Consider the following 19,072-nt stretch of genomic DNA (forward strand, 5'->3'; position numbering starts at 1 on the left):
GCGGCGGTACCGCCGAGGCAGCGGTCAGAGCCCGAGCAACTGGGCCGTCACCGCCGCCAGCCGCTTGCGGGTCTCCGGGTCGTACGTCCCCTCGTGCGCCCGGGACGGCTCGGTGCCGTCGAAGAAGCGGCCGGTGCCGAGGTCCTCGGTGGCCAGCGCCAGCACGCCCGGCGCCCCGTCGGCGACCGTGTGCCAGGGGCTGATCCCGCCCTCTTGGACCATCGCGGTGTCCATGTACGTCGCCGGGTGCAGCACGTTCACCGCCACCCCGGTCCCCGCGAGCTCCTCGGCCAGCGTGAAGGTGGCCGCGGCGAGCGCGAACTTGCTGCGGCAGTAGGCGGAGACCCCGTTGTAGCCGCGGGCCAGTTCGGGATCGGAGAAGTCGAGGGGCTCCTGCCCGACCGAGCCGACGTTCACGATCCGGGACGGCGCGTTCGCGCGCAGCAGCGGCAGCAGTTCGCGGGTCAGCAGCACCGGCGCCAGATAGTTCACGGCGAGCCGCAGCTCGTGGCCGTCGACGCTGAGCTCGCGGCCCGCGCCGGGCGGCCCCGATCCCACCCCCGCGTTGTTGACCAGCACGTCCAGACCCGGGTGCGCCTCGCCGACCCGGGTGGCGAGGTCGCGCACCTGGGCCAGGGAGGCGAGGTCGGCGACCAGGCCGTGGGCCTGGCCGCCGTGCTCGGCGCCCAGCGCGGACAGCTCGGCGGCCAGCCGCTCGGTGCGGTCCGGGTCGCGGCCGTGCGCGAGCACGGTGTGCCCGGAGCGGACCAGCTCGAAGGCGAGGTACCGGCCGAGACCGGAGGTGGCGCCGGTGATCAGGAGGGTGGACATGCCTCCACCGTAGGCACGCGGGGCGGCCGGCTGCGAGATGCCGCTGAGACTACGACCACCAGGGTCACCCTTCCCGAGCGCCGTCCTCCTCCTCCGCGAGCACCCGCTGCGCCGTCGCGAACGCCGAGTTGGCCGCCGGCACCCCGCAGTACACCGCGGCCTGCAGCAGTACGGCTCCGATCTCCTCCGGCGTCAGCCCGTTGCGGCGCGCCGCCCGCACATGCATGGCCAGCTCGTCGTAGTGCCCGTGGGCGACCAGCGCGGTCAGTGTGATCATGCTGCGCTCGCGGCGGCTGAGCGTCGGATCGGTCCAGATCTCCCCCCACGCGTAGCGCGAGATGAAGTCCTGGAAGCGCGCCGTGAACGGGGTCTGCCGGGCCTGCGCCCGGTCCACGTGGGCGTCGCCGAGCACCTCGCGCCGCACCGCCATGCCGCGCCGGGCGCCCTGGCCGAAGTGCGCGCGCAGCGCGGTCAGTACGGCCTCGGGGCACTGCGCGGGCGCGAGGTGCGAGGCGCCCGGGATCTCCACGAGCGCGGCGCCCGGCACCGCGTCCGCGATCTCCCGCAGATGGGCGGGCGGGGTCGCCGGGTCCTGACGGCCCGCGATCAGCAGGGTCGGCGCGCCGATCTCGCCGAGCCGCTCCCGCAGGTCGAACGCGGCCAGCGCGTCGCAGCAGGCCGCGTACGCCGCCGGATCGGCCTCCGCGTGGTCCCGGATCAACCGCTCCACGGTGAAGTCCCCGGCGAACCAGCGGGCGTTCGCGCTCGGGAGCAGCCACTCCAGGCCGTCCCGCCGTACCCGTTCGGCCCGCTCCCGCCACGGCTCGGCGCCGCCGAAGTGTGCGGAGGAGCAGATCACGGCGAGGGAGGAGACGCGCTCCGGGTGGCGTACGGCGAGGTCGAGCCCGACCGCGCCGCCGAGCGACACCCCGGCGTAGGCGAACCGGTCGACGCCGAGCGCGTCGGCGAGGGCGATCACCTGGTCGGCGAGGTCACTCACGCTCGCGCCTGGGGAGATCAGGGCGGCGGGGGAGCCGCCGTGGCCGGGCAGGTCCCAGCGCACCACCCGGTGGCCGACGGACAGTTCGGGGGCGACCTGGTCCCACAGGGCGTACGACGTGCCGAGCGAGGGCCCGAGCAGCAGCGGCGGCGCGGACGCGGGGCCCTCGGCCAGGTGGTTGAGCAGTTTCTCGGTCAACGTCGCTCCAGCGCACGGTCGGTGAGGGGGCCAGCGAAGCCGGTGTAGCGGGCGGGGTCGGTCAACTCGCCGAGGTCGACGTCCTTCAACTCCGGTTCCTCGGACAGAAGTTCCGCGAGGGAGCGGTCCTCGGTCCAGGTGCGCCGGGCGGTCTCGGTGAGCAGCTCCTTCGCGCGGGCCCGGCCGAGCCGCGCCGCCAGCACGGCGGACAGCCGCTCGGAGACGATCAACCCGTGGGTGAGGCCGAGGTGTTCGCGCATGACCTCGGGGCGCACCCGCAGGCCCTCGGCGAGTTCGGCGGTGCTGCGGGCGGCCCCGCCGACCAGCCGCAGCAGGTCCCGCAGGGGCTCCCACTCGGCGTGCCAGGCCCCGGCCGGGCGTTCGTCCTCGGCCGCCATCGAGCCGTACAGCGTGGCGGCGAGCTGCGGCGCGCGCCGGGCCGCCGCGGCGACCAGCGTGGCGCGCACGGGGTTCGCCTTGTGCGGCATGGCGGACGATCCGCCGCCGCTGCCCTCCAGCACCTCGCCGATCTCGGTGCGGGTCAGGACCAGCACATCGGCGGCGATCTTGCCGAGGGCGCCCGCGGTGAAGGCGAGGCAGCCGGCCAGGTCCGCGACCGGGGTGCGCAGCGTGTGCCAGGGCAGCACCGGTGCCCGCAGCCCGAGTTCACCGGCGTACGCGGCCGTGAGGGCGGCCGGGTCGGTGCAGCCGTACGCCTCGAAGGCCGCGAGGGTGCCCGCCGCGCCGCCGAGCTGGACCGGCAGCCCCGCGCGCACGGCCGCCGTACGGTCGCGCGCGTCGAGCACGAGCGAGCGCCACCCGGCGGCCTTCAGGCCGAACGTGGTCGGTACGGCGTGCTGGGTGAGGGTCCGCCCCGGCAGCACGGTGTCGCGGTGCCCCGCGGCGAGCCGCCCGAGCGCCGCCTGCACGCGTTCCAGGTCGGCGAGGAGCGGGTCCAGGACGCGGGCCGCGACGAGCATCGCCGCGGTGTCCATGATGTCCTGGCTGGTCGCGCCCCGGTGCACGTACGGCCCGTGCTCCGTGCCGACCGCGTCCGTGAGGTCGGCGACCAGCGGGATGACCGGGTTGCCGCCGCCCCGGGCGCGCTCCGCGAGGGAGCGCGCGTCGAAGCGGGCGGCGTCGCAGGCCCCGGTCACCGCGGCCGCCGCCCCGGCCGGGGCGAGTCCCTGTGCGGCCTGGGCGCGGGTGAGCGCCGCCTCCGCGTCGAGCAGCGCCTGGAGGTGGGCGGTGTCGGAGGTGGCGTGCCCGGCCGGCGAGCCCGCCCAGCCGGGGGCGAGCAGGCCGGTGCCGTCGTCGGCAGAGGTCATGTGAACTCCAGGAAGACCGTCTCGCCCTCGCCCTGAAGGCGGATGTCGAAACGGTAGGTGCCCGCGGTCTCCTCGCGGGCGACCAGCGTCTCGCGCCGCGCGTCGTCGAGTCCGGCGAGCAGCGGGTCGGCGGCCAGCGCCGCCGGGTCGCCCGGCAGGTAGACCCGGGTGAACAGGTGCATCAGCAGGCCGCGCGCGAACACGCACACGCTGAGGTACGGCGCGCTGTCGCCGCGGGCGCCGGGCCGCAGGGTGCGGGCGTACCAGTGTCCGTCGGCGTCGGTCTGGATGCGGCCCCAGCCGGTGAACTCCACGCCGTTGCGGCCGACGTAGCCGCCGCTCGCCGGGTCGCGGCGGATCGAGCCGTCGACCGCGGGCACGTTGCCCTCGGGGTCGGCGCCCCACACCTCGACGAGGGCGTCCGGCAGCCCGACCCCCTCGCCGTCGTACACGTACCCGTGCACGGTGATCGTGTCCGGGTGGCCGAGCGGGGCTATGTCCTCGCCGCCGCGGAAGGGCAGCGCGTAGCCGTAGAAGGGGCCGACCGTGTGCGAGGGGGTGGGCAGCACGCTCTCCGGCCGGCTGGTGTCGATCTTCGTCATGGCGGGTCAGCGTCCTTCTTCGATCCAGGTGGCGGCCGGGCCGTCCAGCACGATGTCCCAGTGGTAGCCGAGCGAGAACTCCGGCACGGACAGGTTGTGGTCGTACGTCGCGATCAGCCGCTGCCGCGCCGCGTCGTCCGTCACCGACTGGAGGATCGGGTCGTAGGGGAACAGCGGGTCGTTCGGGAAGTACATCTGCGTCACGAGCCGCTGGGTGAACGCCGAGCCGAACAGGGAGAAGTGGATGTGCGCGGGGCGCCAGGCGTTGTCGTGGTTGCGCCACGGGTAGGGGCCCGGCTGGATGGTGGTGAAGCGGTAGGTACCGTCGGCGCCGGTCAACGTGCGTCCGAAACCGGTGAAGTTGGGGTCCAGCGGGGCGTCGTGCTGCTCGCGCTGATGGGCGTAGCGGCCGGCCGAGTTGGCCTGCCAGATCTCTATCAGCTGGCCCCGGACGGGCCGGCCGTCGCGGTCCAGGAGCCGGCCCGAGACGGTGATCCGCTCGCCGACCGGCTCGCCGCGGTGGTGCCGGGTGAGGTCGTTGTCGATCTCGGTGACGTCGCGGTGGCCGAAGGCGGGGGAGTGCAGCTCCACCAGTTCCGGGTCCCGGCTCGCGTCGACGACGACCGGCGGCTGCTTCGGATGGCGCAGGACCGAGGAGCGGTAGGGGGCGTAGCCGCGCCGCGGGTGGTGCTCCACGGGCGCCCCGTCGGCGACCCGCTTCTCGTAGGCGGCGTGCTCGGCCGCGATCTCCTGGTCGATGTCGTGCTGCGTGAGGGTCATCGATTTCCTACCGTTCGAGGACGAGGGCGAGGCCCTGGCCGACGCCGACGCACAGGGTGGCGACGCCCACGCCGCCGCCCCGGCGGGCGAGTTGGTGGGCGACGGTGCCCGCGAGCCGGGCTCCGGAGGCGCCGAGCGGATGTCCGAGCGCGATGGCGCCGCCCTGCGGGTTGAGCACCGCAGGGTCGAACTCGGGCCATTCGGCGAGGCAGCCGAGCACCTGCGCGGCGAACGCCTCGTTGAGTTCGAGGACGGAGAGGTCCTCGAAGGTCCGGCCCGCCCTCGCCAGCGCCCGTTCGACGGCCTCGACCGGGCCGAGCCCGAAGTAGTGCGGCTCGATCGCGGAGACGCCGGTCGCGGTGATCCGGGCGAGCGGTTCGCGGCCGACGGCGGCGAGCCCGGCCTCGTCGGTGAGCAGCAGGGCGGCGGCGCCGTCGTTGAGCGGCGAGGCGTTGCCCGCGGTCACCGTGCCGCCGTCCGCGCGGAACGACGGCTGCAGGCGGGCCATCGCATCGAGGGAGGCGTCCTCCCGGACGCACTCGTCGGCGGCGAAGTCGACGGGGTCGCCCTTGCGCCGCGGGACCGGCACCGGCACGATCTCGGCGTCGAACAGGCCCTGTCGGCGGGCGCTCGCCGCTTTGCGGTGACTGTGCAGCGCGAACTCGTCCTGCCGTTCGCGGCTGATCTTGTGCTTGTCGGCGATGAGTTCGGCCGACTCGCCCAGCGGGATCGTCCACTGCGGGTCCATCCGCGGGTTCACCATGCGCCAGCCGAGCGTGGTCGAGTAGAGCTCGGTGTGCGCGGCGGGGAACGGCCGGTCCGACTTGGGCAGGACGTACGGCGCCCGGGTCATCGACTCGACACCGCCGGCCACCACCACGTCGGCGTCGCCGAGGGCGATGGCGCGGTAGCCCTGGATCACGGCCTCCAGGCCGGAGGCGCACAGCCGGTTGACGGTGGCGCCGGGCACGGTGACCGGCAGGCCCGCGAGCAGCACGGCCATGCGGGCCACGTCGCGGTTCTCCTCGCCGGCCCCGTTGGCGTTGCCGAGGTACACGTCGTCGATCCGGGCCGGGTCCAACCCGGGGGTGCGGGCCAGGAGTTCGCGCAGGGCGTGGGCGGCGAGATCGTCCGGGCGCACGGTGGCGAGGCCGCCGTTGTACCGGGCGAAGGGGGTGCGCACGGCGTCGACGACGTAGACGTCCTTCACGTTCCTCATCGGAGCACCCCCTCGCCGACGCGCACCGGGGCGGCGGTCTTCGCGAGGATCTCCTCGGCGGTCACGCCCGGCGCGGTCTCGACGAGGACCAGCCCGTCGGCGGTGACGTCCAGGACGCCGAGGTCGGTGATGACGCGGTCCACGCAGGCCTTGCCGGTCAGCGGCAGCGCGCACTCGGTGAGGATCTTCGCCGAGCCGTCCTTGGCGGTGTGCGTCATCACCACGATCACCCGGCGGGCGCCGTGCACGAGGTCCATCGCGCCGCCGATGCCGGTCACCAGCTTCCCGGGGATGGCCCAGTTGGCGAGGTCGCCCGACTGCGAGACCTGCATGGCGCCGAGCACGGCGACGTCGATGTGCCCGCCGCGGATCATGGAGAACGACAGCGCCGAGTCGAAGTAGGAGGCGCCCGGCAGCACCGTGACGGTCTCCTTGCCCGCGTTGATCAGGTCGGGGTCCACCTCGTCCTCGGTGGGGTAGGGGCCGGTCCCGAGGATGCCGTTCTCCGACTCGAGCACCACCTCCACCCCGGCGGGCAGGTAGTTGGGGATCAGCGTCGGCAGGCCGATGCCGAGGTTGACGTACTGGCCGTCCTCCAGCTCGCGGGCCGCGCGCGCGGCCATCTCCTCCCGTGTCCAGGCCATCAGCCGCTCACCGTCCGCTTCTCGATCTTCTTGTCCGTCGCCTGCTCGGGAGTGAGGGCCACCACCCGCTGCACGAAGATGCCGGGCACGTGCACCGCGTCCGGGTCGATCGCGCCGGGCTCGACCAGCTCCTCGACCTCGGCGATCGTCACCCGCCCGGCCATCGCGGCCAGCGGGTTGAAGTTGCGGGCGGACTTGGCGAACACGAGGTTGCCGTGCCGGTCGCCCCGGGCCGCCCGGACCAGCGCGAAGTCGGTGCGGATGCCGCGCTCCAGCACGTACTCGGTGCCGTCGAAGACCCGTACCTCCTTGGCCGGGGACGCGAGCGCGACGCCGCCCTCGCCGTCGTAGCGCCAGGGCAGGCCGCCGTCGGCGACCTGGGTGCCGACGCCGGCCGGGGTGTAGAAGGCAGGGATGCCGGCGCCGCCGGCCCGCAGCCGTTCGGCGAGCGTGCCCTGCGGGATCAGCTCCACCTCCAGCTCGCCGGCCAGGTACTGGCGCGCGAACTCCTTGTTGGCGCCGATGTAGGAGCCCGTCACCCGGGCGATCCGTCCCGCCGCGAGCAGCACCGCGAGGCCCGACTCCATCGCCCCGCAGTTGTTGGACACCACCGACAGGCCGCTCGTGCCCCGCTCGTAGAGGGCCTGGATCAGGACGTTCGGCACGCCCGACAGGCCGAAGCCCCCCACCGCAAGCGACGCGCCCTCCGGCACATCGGCCACCGCCTCCTCGGCCGTGGCGACCACCTTGTCCATCCCTGGAGCCCCCTCTCGTGCGGGTGCCCGGTCCTGGAATTAGTCAGGGCACTGAGTATTTCGGTGAGGTGTCCCTCACGCTGCCACCGGACGGCCGCACCGTCAAGACCTGCACCGATCGACGATCGATCGACGGATCCGCCCCGCAGACAGCCGCGGGTGCGCCGGGTATTGTTCAGTGCACCGACGATTTGCTACGGCACTGACGACGACGGGAGCGCACATGGGAGCGGTGGATCTGACCACCCACCCCGGGCATCTGGCCCGGCGGCTCCAGCAGGCGCACTACCTGCTGTGGAACACCATGGTCTCCGAGGAGATCACCTCCCCCCAGTTCGCCGTGCTGAACGCGCTCGTCGCCGAGCCGGGCCTCGACCAGCGGACCGTGGGCGACAGGGTCGGGCTCGACCGCTCGACCATCGCCGAGGTGATCAGCCGGCTCGGCCGCCGCGGGCTGCTGGACAAGGTCCGCGACCCGCAGGACGGCCGCCGCTTCCTGCTGCGGCTGACCGAGGACGGCCGGCGCGCGCACCGCAGGCTCACCGTGCGGACGGCCAGGATGAACCAGGTCTTCCTGGCCCCGCTGTCGGCCGCGGAGCAGGACGTCTTCTTCGACCTGATCCGGCGGGTGTCGGACGCGGCCGAGGGGCTCCGGAACCCGGGCGAACCCCTGGCCGCCAAGGGCTGACCCGCGCGGCTCAGGAAGCCTTCGCGAAGACCACCCACACCTGGCCCCGGGCGAAGTTCACCGGTGTGCCGTCGGCCGCCGTGAACGTGGTCCCGCCGGCGGCCGACGGACGCGACCACGTGACGTCGTAGGCCTTGCCGTCGCGCAGCACCACCGCGCGCCCGGACCCCACGGTCTGCGTGTACGGCGTGGGGTTGCCCAGCACGTCGTGGTAGCGCGAGCTGTGCACCGGCACGTACTGCACGACGACGGTCGGCGGGGCGAGCTGCTCGCCGTCGGTCATGACGTCGGGCGTGCCGTCCATGGCGACCAGCCAGCCCTGCCGGCTCGCCGACCAGGTGAAGGAGAACCGGGCCGCCGGGAAGCGCACGGTGCGGGAGGTCTCGGGGGTGCCTCCGGCGGGCGCGGCGCCGTAGCGGAACCCGGTCGTCAGCGCGCCCGCGCCGGGCGCCGTGGGGACCAGACGGTCGGGGTGCAGATAGAGGTTGTGCGGGGCGGCCCGCCCGGCGCCCCGGTAGTAGGCGCCGGAGGCGTGGCCCGGCGGCTCGGCGTCCAGCGGCGCCTTGTCGATGAGCGGCAGCAGCTTGCGCTGCGCGCCGGAGAACGCGAGCGTCGGCTCGTCGAACTGGCGCAGCAGCTCCAGATCGGACTCGCGCGCGCTGCGCACCGGCCCGACGGCCTTCGGCAGCCGCGTGGCGTACACCGCCATCAGCCGGCTGAGCCCGCCCTCGACCTGCTCCGCGTACACGATGTCGGCGGCGTCCAGACCCGTCTGGGGCCGGGCCGCGGCCACATTGTCGATCTTCACGGCGAGCAGGGGCCCGGCGCTCGCGCTGCTGCTCGGCTGCTCCGTCGGGGTCGGCGACTGGCTCCGCCGGTGGCCGCGGCCGTCGTCCTGCGCACCCTGATGCGTACAGCCCGTCGCCAGCGTCGTCGCGGTGGCCGCCAGCAGCGCCACCGTCACCGCGGCGCGTCTCGCCCGCGCCCTGCGTGTCATGCCCACCGTTGCCACCCCGTCTTTTAGTTGATTGTGCGTTTATCTGTTCGCGCATGGCCATACCCGGTCGAACCCGATCGCGCGCGCCGGATGGGCCGATCGGCCCAGGGAAGGCCGCGCCGGGGGTGAGCGCGGCCGGTCGCGGGCGGCCGGGGGCGCGCCGGGAGGACGGACCGGGGACGAGCCGGGAGGGCGTTTCGGGTCCGGCCGGGGGCAGGGTTCGGGAACCGGGCCGGGGCGAGGTTCGCACATCGGGCCGGGGCGAGGTCCGCGCACCGGGCCGGCCGCTGCGGCCGGTCAGCCCGCGGTGCCGAAGACCTCCGCGAGGTCGTAGCGCACCGGCTCGTCCAACTGCGCGTACGTGCAGCTCTCCGGGGTGCGGTCGGGGCGCCAACGGCGGAAGCGCGCCGTGTGCCGGAAGCGGGCGCCGTTCTCCATGTGGTCGTACGCCACCTCCGCGACCCGGTCCGGCCGCAGCGGCACCCACGACAGGTCCTTCTTGCCCGACCAGCGGCTCGGCGCGCCGGGCAGCCGCGCCGACTCGTGGGCCTCCTCCTGCGCCCAGGCGGCCCACGGATGGTCCGCCGCGTCGGGCAGCCGCAGCGGCTCCAGCTCGTCGATCAGCTCGGCGCGCCGCTTCATCGGAAAGGCCGCCGACACTCCCACATGCTGGAGCCGGCCCCGGTCGTCGTAGAGCCCGAGGAGCAGGGAGCCGACGACCGGGCCGCTCTTGTGCAGCCGGTAGCCCGCGACGACGACATCGGCGGTGCGCTCGTGCTTGATCTTGAACATCAGCCGCTCGTCCTGGCGGTAACGCAAGGCGGGCGGTTTGGCGATGACGCCGTCCAGACCGGCCCCCTCGTACTGTTCGAACCATCGCCGCGCCACCTCGATGTCCGTCGTCGCCGGCGCCAGATGAACGGGAGCGCTCACCCCGTCGAGCGCGCGGGCGAGCAGCGCCCGCCGGTCGGTGAGCGCCACGTCCAGCAGCGACTCGTCCTCCAGCGCCAGCAGGTCGAACGCCACGAACGAGGCCGGGGTCCGCTCGGCCAGCGTCCGCACCCGCGAGGCCGCCGGGTGGATGCGCTCGGTCAGCGCGTCGAAGTCCAGCCGGCCCTCGCGAGCGATCACGATCTCGCCGTCGAGCACGCAGCGCCGCGGCACGCGCTCCTGAAGGGCCGCCACCAGTTCGGGAAAGTACCTGGTCAACGGCTTACCGGTCCGGCTGCCGAGCTCGATCTCCGCGCCGTCGCGAAAGACGATCGCCCGGAACCCGTCCCATTTCGCCTCGTACTGCATGTCCGGCGGGATCTTCGCCACCGACTTGGCGAGCATGGGCTTGACGGGTGGCATCACCGGCAGATCCATGTCTCGATTCTGCGCGTAGATGTCATGACGCGCTCGACGTGAGATCGGCCTGAGGCCGACATGGTGGGCATACGTCGGTATGGGTGGGCCTATCGACATGTCTCCGGTGTGCGGCCCGTGCACGGCGCGCCTACGGTGGCCCCATGGGTGAAGCGGTGCTGCTGGAGGCGGGTGGCCGGAGCGTGCGGCTGTCCAGTCCGGACAAGGTCTTCTTCCCGGAGCGGGGTTTCACCAAGCTGGACCTCGCCCGCTACTACCAGGCGGTCGCCCCCGGAATCCTGCGCGCCCTGCGGAACCGGCCCACCACCCTGCAGCGTTACCCGGACGGCGTGACCGGCGAGTCCTTCTTCCAGAAGCGGGCGCCGAAGAACATGCCCGACTGGATCCCGACCGCGCACATCACCTTCCCGAGCGGCCGCAGCGCCGACGAGATGTGCCCGACCGAGGAGGCCGCGGTGCTGTGGGCCGCGCAGTACGGCACGCTCACCTTCCACCCCTGGCCGGTACGGCGCGACGACGTGGACCGGCCCGACGAACTGCGCATCGACCTGGACCCGCAGCCCGGCACGGACTACGACGACGCGGTCCGCGCCGCCCAGGAACTGCGCGCCGTGCTGGAGGAGTTCGGCGGACTGCGGGGCTTTCCGAAGACCTCCGGCGGGCGGGGCCTGCACGTCTTCGTGCCCATCGAGCCGAACTGGACGTTCACCCAGGTGCGCCGGGCCGCGATCGCCGTCGGACGCGAGCTGGAACGCCGGATGCCGGAGCAGGTCACCATCAAGTGGTGGAAGGAGGAGCGCGGCGAGCGCATCTTCGTCGACTACAACCAGACCGCCCGCGACCGCACCATCGCCTCCGCCTATTCCGTACGGCCCCGCCCGCACGCCCCGGTCTCGGCGCCGCTGCGCTGGGACGAGGTCGGCGAGGCGCACCCGCGCGACTTCGACATCGCGACGATGCCCGCCCGCTTCGCCGAACTCGGCGACGTGCACGCGGACATGGACGACCACCGGTTCTCCCTGGAGGCGCTGCTGGAACTCGCGCGCCGCGACGAGCACGACCACGGGCTCGGCGATCTGCCCTATCCGCCGGAGTACCCGAAGATGCCGGGCGAGCCCAAGCGGGTGCAGCCGAGCCGGGCGCGGAAGACCGCGGACTGAGTCGGCGGGCCGAGCCTGCGGGCGGACTCCGCGGGCCGGGCCGGTGCCGGAGCGCTCCGCCGTCGTGCTCGGAGCGCTCCCCGGGCGGGTCCTGGCCGGAGATATCCTGATCCGCAGCCGGCCAGGAGGAGTTCCGAAGTGACCGAGGCAATGTCGCGTCCCACGCTGGAGGCCGTGGCCGCGCGGGCCGGGGTGTCGCGGGCCACCGTGTCACGCGTCGTCAACGGCGGGGACGGGGTGCGCGAACCCCTCGCCGAGCGGGTCCGCCGGGCCGTCGACGAACTCGGCTACGTCCCCAACCAGGCCGCGCGCAGCCTGGTCACCAAGCGGCACGACGCCGTCGCCGTGGTCATCGCCGAACCCGAGACCCGGGTCTTCGCCGACCCCTTCTTCGCGCTCCAGCTCCGCGGCATCAGCAAGGAACTCACCGCCCACGACTCACAGTTGGTGCTGCTGCTCACCGAGGGCCGGGACGACCACGCCCGCGTCGGCCGGTATCTCGCGGGCGGCCATGTCGACGGCGCCCTGGTGTTCTCGCTGCACCTCGACGATCCGCTGCCGGTGCTGATCCAGCGGGCCGGCGTGCCCACGGTGTTCGGCGGCCGGCCGGGCTGGAGCGAGGGCAGCGCGCCGAGCGAGACCGCGGCCGGCGCGGCCGCCCCCGTGTTCGTCGACAGCGACAACCGGGGCGGCGCCCGCGCGGCCGTACGGCATCTGGTCGGTCTCGGCCGCAGGCGGATCGCGCACATCACCGGTGCCCTGGACCAGACATCGGCGGTGGACCGGCTCGACGGGTTCCGCGACGAACGGCCGGACGCCGACCCGCGGCTGATCGTGGAGAGCGACTTCACCCCGGCCGGCGGCGAGCGCGCCATGCGGGAACTCCTCGACAACTGCCCCGACGTGGACGCCGTGTTCGCCGCCAACGACCTCACCGCCTCGGGCGTCCTCCGGGTGCTGCGCGAGCGCGGGCTGCGCGTGCCGCAGGACATCGCCGTGATCGGCTTCGACGACATGCTCCCGCTCGCCGAGCAGACCGACCCGCCGCTCACGACGGTCCGTCAGGACATAGAGGAGATGGGCCGGTTGATGGCCCGGATGCTGCTGGGCGGCCTGGACCGGCGGGGCGGCGACGCGGCGCCGGGCGGCGGCGAGCCGTCCGGCGTGGTCCTGCCCACCACGCTGGTCCGACGCGCCTCCGCCTGAGCGCCGGTCCCGGGAGGCCCGGCCCCGCCGCGGCCCGCTCTCAGTCCTGCGGCGGTGCGCTCGTGATGACGGCGAAGCGGGCGCCGTACGGGTCGGCCAGCTTGGCGAGTCGGCCGACGCCCTCGACATCGGTGGCCGGCATCCGGACCGTGCCCCCGAGCTCTTGCGCCTTCTCGACCACCGTGGCGGTGTCCGTCGCCTCGAAGTAGGGGAGCCAGCAGGGACCGCTCTCCGACTCCACCGGGTCCTCGGCCAGCGGGACGAACCCGCCGAACATCGCGTCCTCCCCGGCATGGGCCGGGTTGACGCAGGTGTAGATGCCGCCGGGGAAGGACACGGCGGAGGTCTCCAGGCCGAGGACCGCGTAGTAGAAGGCGGCGGCCGCGGCGATGTCCGGGGTGTACAGCTCCAGCCAGGTGAGCGACCCCGGCTCGCTCGCCACGTCGATGCCCTTGGTCAGGGCCGGCTGCCACAGGCCGAACGGCACGCCCGCCTTGTCCGCGAGGACGGCCATGCGGCCCTCGCCCAGCACGTCCATGGGGGCGAGCAGCACGCTGCCGTGGGCCCCTTCCGCCGCCTTCGCGGTGGCGTCCGCGTCCGCGGTGCGGAAGTAGACGTTCCAGGAGGGCGGGCCCTGCTCCGGGGGGTTCTGCAGGGCGCCGGCCACGGTCCTCCCGTCGAGCTGGAAGTAGCCGTACCCGCCGGCGTCCTCTCCCGCCGACTGCCACTGCCAGCCGAAGAGCCCGCCGTAGAACGAGCGGGCGCCGTCGAGATCGGGGGTGCCGAGGTCGATCCAGTTCGGGGCGCCGTTGACGAAACGGGTGGTGAGCATGCGATGCCCTCCTCATGAGGGGTCCCGTTCTTCTGCTCTGCCGAGTCTTGCACCGCCCACCGGCAAACGCCGCCGGACCGTCCCGGCGCGTCGGACCGCGCCGGAGCGCCCCGCGGACTCACCGTGCGTGACGCTGCGGATCCGGCGGGTTTCCGTCCCGTTCCGCGCGCCGCCGTGCGCGGTCCGGCCCGGCCGGGGCACCATCGGGTGGCCGGCGGCCCCTGGGCGCCCGCGTTGATGCGGCGTTGAGCGAACGTTTTTCGGTGCCCGGCACGATCGGGGACATGCACATCGACACGATCACCGCGCCCGAACTCTCCTGGCAGCAGGAGGCGTTGTGCGCACAGACCGGGGCCGACTTCTTCTTCCCCGAACCGGGCAGCTCGGTGCGGGAGGCGAAGCGGATCTGCGGCATGTGCGCGATCCGCACCGCCTGCCTGGACTACGCCCTGGCGAACGACGAACGCTTCGGTGTCTGGGGCGGGTTGTCGGAGAAGGAGCGCCTCGACATCCGCCGCTCGCGCGCCCTGTCGTAGCCGAGCCGAGCCGAGCCCGGCCCGGCTGCCGGGGGCTCAGCCCGCCGCTCGCGCCGCCATCCGCGTCTTGCGGGCCGCCAGGCGCTCGTCGAACTTCGACGCCTCGGAGTCCAGTCCGCCCATGAAGAGGCCGAGCTCGTCCTGGGCCTGAAGCCCCTCGGGGCCGAGGCCGTCGATCTCCATGATCTTCAGGAAGCGCAGCACGGGCTGGAGCACGTCGTCGTGGTGGATGCGCAGGTTGTAGACCTCGCCGATCGCCATCTGCGCCGCGGCCCGCTCGAAGCCGGGCATCCCGTGGCCGGGCATCCGGAAGTTGACCACGACGTCCCGGACCGCCTGCATGGTCAGGTCGGGCGCGAGCTCGAACGCCGCCTTGAGCAGGTTGCGGTAGAAGATCATGTGCAGGTTCTCGTCCGTCGCGATGCGGGCCAGCATCCGGTCGCAGACGGGGTCGCCGGAGTGGTGGCCCGTGTTGCGGTGCGAGATGCGGGTGGCGAGCTCCTGGAAGGCGACGTACGCGACCGAGTGGAGCATCGAGTGCCGGTTGTCCGACTCGAAGCCCTCGCTCATGTGCGCCATGCGGAAGCGCTCCAGCTCGTCCGGGTCGACCGCGCGGGAGGCGAGCAGGTAGTCGCGCATCACGATGCCGTGCCGGCCCTCCTCGGCCGTCCACCGGTGCACCCAGGTGCCCCAGGCGCCGTCGCGGCCGAACAGGCTGGCGATCTCGTGGTGGTAGCTCGGCAGGTTGTCCTCGGTGAGCAGGTTCACCACCAGGGCGATCCGGCCGAGGTCGGTGACCTTGGACTGCTCCTTCTGCCACGCCTCGCCGTCCTCGAAGAGGCCGGGGAAGTTGCGTCCGTCGCTCCAGGGCACGTACTCGTGTGGCATCCAGTCCTTGGCGACCTTAAGGTGCCGGTTGAGCTCCTGCTCGACGACCTCCTCCAGCGCGTACAGCAGTCGGGCGTCGGTCCAGGTCGACGGACTGCCGAGGTGGGGAGAGGCGAGCGTCACGGGAACTCCATGGGGACGTGCGGAGACGGAGCGGCCCGGCAGGTGAGCGCCCGCCGGAACTTACGGGATCGTAGGCTACGAAACCGTAGGCTACGAAACCGTAGGCTACGAATCCGTAGGTTACGAAGCCGTAGGTTAAGTGCGCCGTAAAGGTCGCCGATCGTCAAGACCCAAGGTGACGCAAGTGGATCTTCCGGACATCCGCGGCGGTCGTCCGGGCGCGCGCGACGGCCCCGGGACGCGCAGGTCCCGGGGCCGTGGGGCGAAACGGTCATCCCGTCAGGCGTACAGCCCCCGCAGCCGTACCGAGAGGCACGTCACACAGCCTTCGAGCTTCTCGAACTCGCCGATGTCCACCAGGACCGGGTCGTAGCCGAGATCGGCGAGCAGTTCCGCGGACTTCGGGGCGCTCGCGGCCATCAGCAGCTTGGTGCCGCCGAGGAGCACCACATGGGCGCCGGACTCCTCCGGCACCGACAGGAAGCGCGGGAACAGCGCCGGCCGGTCCACGTGCGGGATGTGCCCGACCACGGTCCCGTCGGGCAGCGCCGTCACCGCCGACTTCAGGTGCAGCACCTTGCTCACCGGCACCGCCACCACCCGCGCGCCGAGCGGCTCGAAGGCGGCCCGCAGCTGCTGCACGCCCGCCGCGTCGGTGCGGCCGCCCCGGCCGACGTAGACCGTGTCGCCGACCTTCAGGACATCGCCGCCGTCGAGCGTGCCGGGCTCCCAGATCCAGTTCACCGAGCAGCCGAGGCGCGCGACGACCTCCTCCACGCCCGCGGTCTCGGCCCGCCGGGACTCGGCGCCGGGCCGGGTGATCAGCGCGACGTTCCTGAACATCACGACCGTGTCCTCGACGAACACGGCGTCCGCGCACTCGTCGGCCGGGTCCACCTCGACGGTCTCCCAGCCGTGCTCGCCGAGCGCCGCGACGTAGGCCTCCCACTGCTCCAGGGCGAGCTCGACGTCGACCTTCTCCCGCTCGATGTGCGTGACCAGCCCCTCGGCGAGGAGCGGGCCGGGACGGCGGACGAGAGCCTTCTTGCTGGGCACGGGCGGTCTCCCCATCGGCGGGCTGCTTCCCGGTGCCTGTACCCGGCACCGGTCCGTCATCATGCTTCACTGCTGGGTGCGGACAAAACCTCCTTGATCGGGCTGTGCCCCTCCTGATACGCGGCCGACGCCCACCCGGCGGACAGCGTGCGGCCCGCCGGGCGGGCCGCACGATGTCGGAGGCGGGCGGCCGCCCCGCCCGACGGACCGCGCTTCAGACCGTCCGTCAGGCCGTCCACCGGGCGGTCCGTCAGGCCGTCCACCGGGCCGTCCGTCAGGCGGCCTCCCGGACCGCCTCCGCCGAGGTCTCCCGCAGCTCCCCGTCCAGCAGCAGCCAGCGGGTGATGCCGAGGGACTCCAGGAACGACAGGTCGTGGCTGGCCACGATCAGCGCGCCCTCGTACGACTCCAGGGCGGTCGTCAGCCGCCGTACGCTCGCCATGTCGAGGTTGTTCGTCGGCTCGTCCAGCATCAGCAGCTGGGGCGCCGGCTCGGCGAGCATCAGCGCCGCGAGCGCCGCCCGGAACCGCTCTCCGCCGGACAGGCCCGCCACCTTCTGGTCCGCCCGCCCGCCCCGGAACAGGAAGCGGGCGAGCCGGGCCCGGATCCGGTTCGGGGTGGCGTCCGGCGCGAACCGGGCCACGTTCTCGGCGATCGTCAGCTCCTCGTCGAGGACGTCGAGCCGCTGCGGCAGGAACCGCAGCGGCACCTGCGCCCGCACCTCGCCCGCGACCGGGGCCAGCTCGCCGGCGATCGTGCGCAGCAGCGTCGTCTTGCCCGCGCCGTTGCGCCCGACCAGCGCGACCCGCTCGGGGCCGCGCAGGTCGAGGCCGCCCACCCGGGCCCCGAAGGGCAGCTCCAGGTCCAGCGCGGTGAGCACGGTCCGGCCCGGCGGGACGGCGGTGTACGGCAGCTCGACGCGGATCTCGTCGTCGTCCCGTACGGCCTCCACCGCCTCGTCGAGCCGCCCCCTGGCCTCGGTGAGCCGCTCCTCGTGCAGGATGCGGTGCTTGCCCGCGGACTCCTGTGCCGCGCGTTTGCGCGCCCCCATGACGATCTTGGGCTCGCGCTTCTGGTCGTGCATCTTCTGCCCGTAGCGCTTGCGGCGGGCCAACTTCATCTGGGCGTAGCTCAGTTCGCGCTTCTGCCGGCGTACGTCCGCCTCGGCGACGCGCACCATCCGCTCGGCCGCCTCCTGTTCGACGGCCAACGCCTCTTCGTAGGCGGTGAAGTTGCCGCCGTACCAGGTCACCTCGCCGGACCGCAGATCGGCGATCTGGTCGACCAGGTCGAGGAGTTCACGGTCGTGGCTGACCACCACCAGCACCCCGGGCCAGGCCGCGACCGCCGCGTACAGCCGGCGGCGGGCGTACAGGTCGAGGTTGTTGGTGGGCTCGTCGAGCAGCAGGACGTCGGGGCGGCGCAGCAGCAGCGCGGCGAGCCGCAGCAGCACCGACTCGCCGCCCGAGATCTCGCCGACCGTGCGGTCCAGGCCGATGTGGCCGAGCCCGAGTTCGCCCAGGGCGGCGAGGGCGCGTTCCTCGACGTCCCAGTCGTCGCCGAGGGTCTCGAAGTGCTCCTCGGCGGCGTCGCCCGCCTCGATCGCGTGCAGGGCGCGGCGGCGCGCGGCGATGCCGAGCACCTCGTCGACCTGGAGGCCGGTGTCGAGGGTGACGTTCTGCGGCAGGTGGCCGATCTCGCCGCTCACCCGCACGGTGCCGCCGGACGGCACGAGATCGCCGGCGATCAGCTTCAGCAGGGTGGACTTCCCTGAGCCGTTCACCCCGACGAGCCCGGTGCGGCCGGGGCCGAAGGCGATGTCGAGGCCGTCCAGGACGGGGGTGCCGTCGGGCCAGGAGAAGGACAGCGACGTGCAGATGAGGGACGGGGCGGAGAAGGGTGAGGAAGATGACATGCGGGCCTCGCGGTCGCTCGAAGCGGAAGGGTGAACGCGTTTCGAGACACCGCGGGCGGGACGGGACGTCCTGGGGCAGCAGGGAGAAAGCAGAGAAGGCCTGCTGCGGAGGACGGCTCAAGTGCCGAGGTCGTACGCCACGCACACACCTCGCGGGTGTGACGCGGTGTCCCGGGACCTCAGACGAGCAACGTCCTTCTCCATTCGACGGCAACAGAACCGTCGTACACGGTAGGGAGGGACGGGCGGGTGCGTCAACGCAATTGAACCCGGACGACGGCCGGCAACCCGGCGGCGGCCGGGGGCTTCCGTACGAGCCGCGCCGCTCAGGCGTCGCGCATCAGCTCCGCGAGGGCCTCGTCCAGATCCGTCTGGAGGTGCTCCAGACCCACCGGGACCAGCGCGTTCGCGGCTTCGAGGAAGCGGCGGATCTCACCCGAGCGGACATGCACCACGGCGGTGCCCTCGGGGGCGTGGAACTCCAGCACCGTGCGGTCGTAGCCGTACGGCCGCACGCGCACGTCGCCCTGGCCCTCGGCGGTCCGCAGACCGGCGGCGAGCAGCTCGCGGGCGAAGATCCAGCAGACCTCGACGCCCTCCAGGGTCGCCGGGGCCGGGAAGGTCATGCGGACGGCGAACGGATCGCTCCGGTCGTAGTGCAGCGTCGCGGGGATGCTCGGCATCCGCGGCGCGGCGGCGACGAGTCGGGCCTCTACGGACTGCTCGATGACGGTGGACAAGGCCTTGCTCCCTCGTGGGCTGCGGGACGGACTTCCGGGCGGACGGGCGGACGGGCGGACGGGACCGGGCGCGGGCCAAGACCCGGGCACGGAAGGAGACGTCGGAACGGGCCGATCCGTGCACACCGATGACGAGTGACCTCTGTCACCGCGTTCATGCACACCGTGCTCATGCGCACCGCGTTCGTGCATACCGGTCACGGATC

19 protein-coding genes are annotated in these 19,072 nt (G+C 73.3%); 4 read left to right on the forward strand and 15 right to left on the reverse strand.

The genetic code is table 11. From position 1 onward, the window contains the following. Positions 1–24: 24 nt before the first annotated feature. From WN71_RS18740 to WN71_RS18775, 8 genes are all read right to left on the reverse strand, one after another. Positions 25–831 carry an SDR family NAD(P)-dependent oxidoreductase gene (locus tag WN71_RS18740; protein ID WP_046586394.1) on the reverse strand — a complete coding sequence of 269 codons (807 nt, stop codon included), beginning with the start codon at positions 829–831 and terminating at the stop codon, positions 25–27. A 64-nt stretch (positions 832–895) separates the two neighbouring features. After that, a complete protein-coding gene (pcaDC, locus tag WN71_RS18745; protein ID WP_046586392.1) occupies positions 896–2,029 on the reverse strand; it encodes a bifunctional 3-oxoadipate enol-lactonase/4-carboxymuconolactone decarboxylase PcaDC in 1,134 nt (377 codons plus the stop codon). Further along, entirely contained in the window at positions 2,026–3,357 is a 1,332-nt protein-coding gene (gene pcaB / locus WN71_RS18750; protein WP_046586390.1) for a 3-carboxy-cis,cis-muconate cycloisomerase, read from the reverse strand. The genes pcaDC and pcaB overlap by 4 nt, the downstream gene beginning before the upstream one ends. Continuing rightward, a complete protein-coding gene (gene pcaG / locus WN71_RS18755; protein ID WP_046586388.1) occupies positions 3,354–3,959 on the reverse strand; it encodes a protocatechuate 3,4-dioxygenase subunit alpha in 606 nt (201 codons plus the stop codon). The genes pcaB and pcaG overlap by 4 nt, the downstream gene beginning before the upstream one ends. Positions 3,960–3,965: 6 nt before the next feature. Then, on the reverse strand, positions 3,966–4,739 hold the full coding sequence (gene pcaH / locus WN71_RS18760; RefSeq protein ID WP_046586386.1) for a protocatechuate 3,4-dioxygenase subunit beta: 774 nt from the start codon (positions 4,737–4,739) through the stop codon (positions 3,966–3,968). Between the two features lie 7 nt (positions 4,740–4,746). Next, positions 4,747–5,949: a thiolase family protein gene (locus WN71_RS18765; protein ID WP_046586384.1), complete on the reverse strand. Its 1,203-nt coding sequence runs from the start codon at positions 5,947–5,949 to the stop codon at positions 4,747–4,749. Positions 5,950–5,954: 5 nt separating this feature from the next. After that, on the reverse strand, positions 5,955–6,602 hold the full coding sequence (locus WN71_RS18770; RefSeq protein WP_046586382.1) for a CoA transferase subunit B: 648 nt from the start codon (positions 6,600–6,602) through the stop codon (positions 5,955–5,957). Beyond that, positions 6,602–7,357: a CoA transferase subunit A gene (locus WN71_RS18775; protein ID WP_046586381.1), complete on the reverse strand. Its 756-nt coding sequence runs from the start codon at positions 7,355–7,357 to the stop codon at positions 6,602–6,604. Before WN71_RS18775 ends, WN71_RS18770 begins: the two co-directional genes overlap by 1 nt. Positions 7,358–7,580: 223 nt before the next feature. Between WN71_RS18775 and WN71_RS18780 the strand changes: the two genes are divergently transcribed. Continuing rightward, positions 7,581–8,045 (forward strand): MarR family winged helix-turn-helix transcriptional regulator, encoded by a 465-nt coding sequence (locus tag WN71_RS18780; protein WP_046586380.1) that lies wholly within the window; start codon positions 7,581–7,583, stop codon positions 8,043–8,045. Positions 8,046–8,055: 10 nt separating this feature from the next. Here WN71_RS18780 and WN71_RS18785 read toward each other — a convergent pair whose 3' ends face one another. Together WN71_RS18785 and WN71_RS18790 are read right to left on the reverse strand one after the other, a co-directional pair. Then, on the reverse strand, positions 8,056–9,042 hold the full coding sequence (locus WN71_RS18785; protein ID WP_046586379.1) for a DUF3048 domain-containing protein: 987 nt from the start codon (positions 9,040–9,042) through the stop codon (positions 8,056–8,058). 297 nt (positions 9,043–9,339) lie between these two features. Further along, on the reverse strand, positions 9,340–10,410 hold the full coding sequence (locus tag WN71_RS18790; RefSeq protein ID WP_046586378.1) for an ATP-dependent DNA ligase: 1,071 nt from the start codon (positions 10,408–10,410) through the stop codon (positions 9,340–9,342). Between the two features lie 143 nt (positions 10,411–10,553). On the opposite strand from WN71_RS18790, the gene ligD reads away from it, so the two are divergent. Continuing rightward, complete coding sequence (ligD, locus tag WN71_RS18795) at positions 10,554–11,570, forward strand: non-homologous end-joining DNA ligase (protein ID WP_046586376.1); 1,017 nt, start codon at positions 10,554–10,556, stop codon at positions 11,568–11,570. A gap of 138 nt (positions 11,571–11,708) precedes the next feature. Continuing rightward, positions 11,709–12,776: a LacI family DNA-binding transcriptional regulator gene (locus WN71_RS18800; protein ID WP_046586374.1), complete on the forward strand. Its 1,068-nt coding sequence runs from the start codon at positions 11,709–11,711 to the stop codon at positions 12,774–12,776. A 40-nt stretch (positions 12,777–12,816) separates the two neighbouring features. Here WN71_RS18800 and WN71_RS18805 read toward each other — a convergent pair whose 3' ends face one another. After that, positions 12,817–13,608: a VOC family protein gene (locus WN71_RS18805; RefSeq protein ID WP_046586372.1), complete on the reverse strand. Its 792-nt coding sequence runs from the start codon at positions 13,606–13,608 to the stop codon at positions 12,817–12,819. Between the two features lie 284 nt (positions 13,609–13,892). Between WN71_RS18805 and WN71_RS18810 the strand changes: the two genes are divergently transcribed. Continuing rightward, positions 13,893–14,144: a WhiB family transcriptional regulator gene (locus WN71_RS18810; protein ID WP_046586421.1), complete on the forward strand. Its 252-nt coding sequence runs from the start codon at positions 13,893–13,895 to the stop codon at positions 14,142–14,144. A 36-nt stretch (positions 14,145–14,180) separates the two neighbouring features. Here WN71_RS18810 and WN71_RS18815 read toward each other — a convergent pair whose 3' ends face one another. The 4 genes from WN71_RS18815 to ssgD all read right to left on the reverse strand — a co-directional run bounded on the left by WN71_RS18815 (position 14,181) and on the right by ssgD (position 18,866). Further along, a complete protein-coding gene (locus WN71_RS18815; RefSeq protein WP_046586370.1) occupies positions 14,181–15,155 on the reverse strand; it encodes an acyl-ACP desaturase in 975 nt (324 codons plus the stop codon). Between the two features lie 279 nt (positions 15,156–15,434). Continuing rightward, positions 15,435–16,211 (reverse strand): dimethylargininase, encoded by a 777-nt coding sequence (ddaH, locus tag WN71_RS18820; RefSeq protein WP_046586368.1) that lies wholly within the window; start codon positions 16,209–16,211, stop codon positions 15,435–15,437. 274 nt (positions 16,212–16,485) lie between these two features. Next, a complete protein-coding gene (locus tag WN71_RS18825; RefSeq protein WP_046586366.1) occupies positions 16,486–18,126 on the reverse strand; it encodes an ABC-F family ATP-binding cassette domain-containing protein in 1,641 nt (546 codons plus the stop codon). 326 nt (positions 18,127–18,452) lie between these two features. After that, on the reverse strand, positions 18,453–18,866 hold the full coding sequence (gene ssgD, locus WN71_RS18830; protein WP_046586363.1) for a spore wall synthesis regulator SsgD: 414 nt from the start codon (positions 18,864–18,866) through the stop codon (positions 18,453–18,455). Between the last annotated feature and the right edge of the window lie 206 nt (positions 18,867–19,072).

Source organism: Streptomyces mangrovisoli, from assembly GCF_000974985.2.
GTDB classification, from domain to species: domain Bacteria; phylum Actinomycetota; class Actinomycetes; order Streptomycetales; family Streptomycetaceae; genus Streptomyces; species Streptomyces mangrovisoli.

Bases quoted from the DNA above. Each gene is read 5' to 3' on its own strand.
- WN71_RS18740 (WP_046586394.1), bottom strand. From the start codon at position 831: ATGTCCACCCTCCTGATCACCGGCGCCACCTCCGGTCTCGGCCGGTAC.
- WN71_RS18785 (WP_046586379.1), bottom strand. From the start codon at position 9,042: ATGACACGCAGGGCGCGGGCGAGACGCGCCGCGGTGACGGTGGCGCTG.
- ligD (WP_046586376.1), top strand. From the start codon at position 10,554: ATGGGTGAAGCGGTGCTGCTGGAGGCGGGTGGCCGGAGCGTGCGGCTG.
- WN71_RS18810 (WP_046586421.1), top strand. From the start codon at position 13,893: ATGCACATCGACACGATCACCGCGCCCGAACTCTCCTGGCAGCAGGAG.
- WN71_RS18770 (WP_046586382.1), bottom strand. From the start codon at position 6,602: ATGGCCTGGACACGGGAGGAGATGGCCGCGCGCGCGGCCCGCGAGCTG.
- WN71_RS18790 (WP_046586378.1), bottom strand. From the start codon at position 10,410: ATGGATCTGCCGGTGATGCCACCCGTCAAGCCCATGCTCGCCAAGTCG.
- WN71_RS18775 (WP_046586381.1), bottom strand. From the start codon at position 7,357: ATGGACAAGGTGGTCGCCACGGCCGAGGAGGCGGTGGCCGATGTGCCG.
- WN71_RS18825 (WP_046586366.1), bottom strand. From the start codon at position 18,126: ATGTCATCTTCCTCACCCTTCTCCGCCCCGTCCCTCATCTGCACGTCG.
- WN71_RS18780 (WP_046586380.1), top strand. From the start codon at position 7,581: ATGGGAGCGGTGGATCTGACCACCCACCCCGGGCATCTGGCCCGGCGG.
- pcaB (WP_046586390.1), bottom strand. From the start codon at position 3,357: ATGACCTCTGCCGACGACGGCACCGGCCTGCTCGCCCCCGGCTGGGCG.
- pcaH (WP_046586386.1), bottom strand. From the start codon at position 4,739: ATGACCCTCACGCAGCACGACATCGACCAGGAGATCGCGGCCGAGCAC.
- WN71_RS18805 (WP_046586372.1), bottom strand. From the start codon at position 13,608: ATGCTCACCACCCGTTTCGTCAACGGCGCCCCGAACTGGATCGACCTC.
- pcaG (WP_046586388.1), bottom strand. From the start codon at position 3,959: ATGACGAAGATCGACACCAGCCGGCCGGAGAGCGTGCTGCCCACCCCC.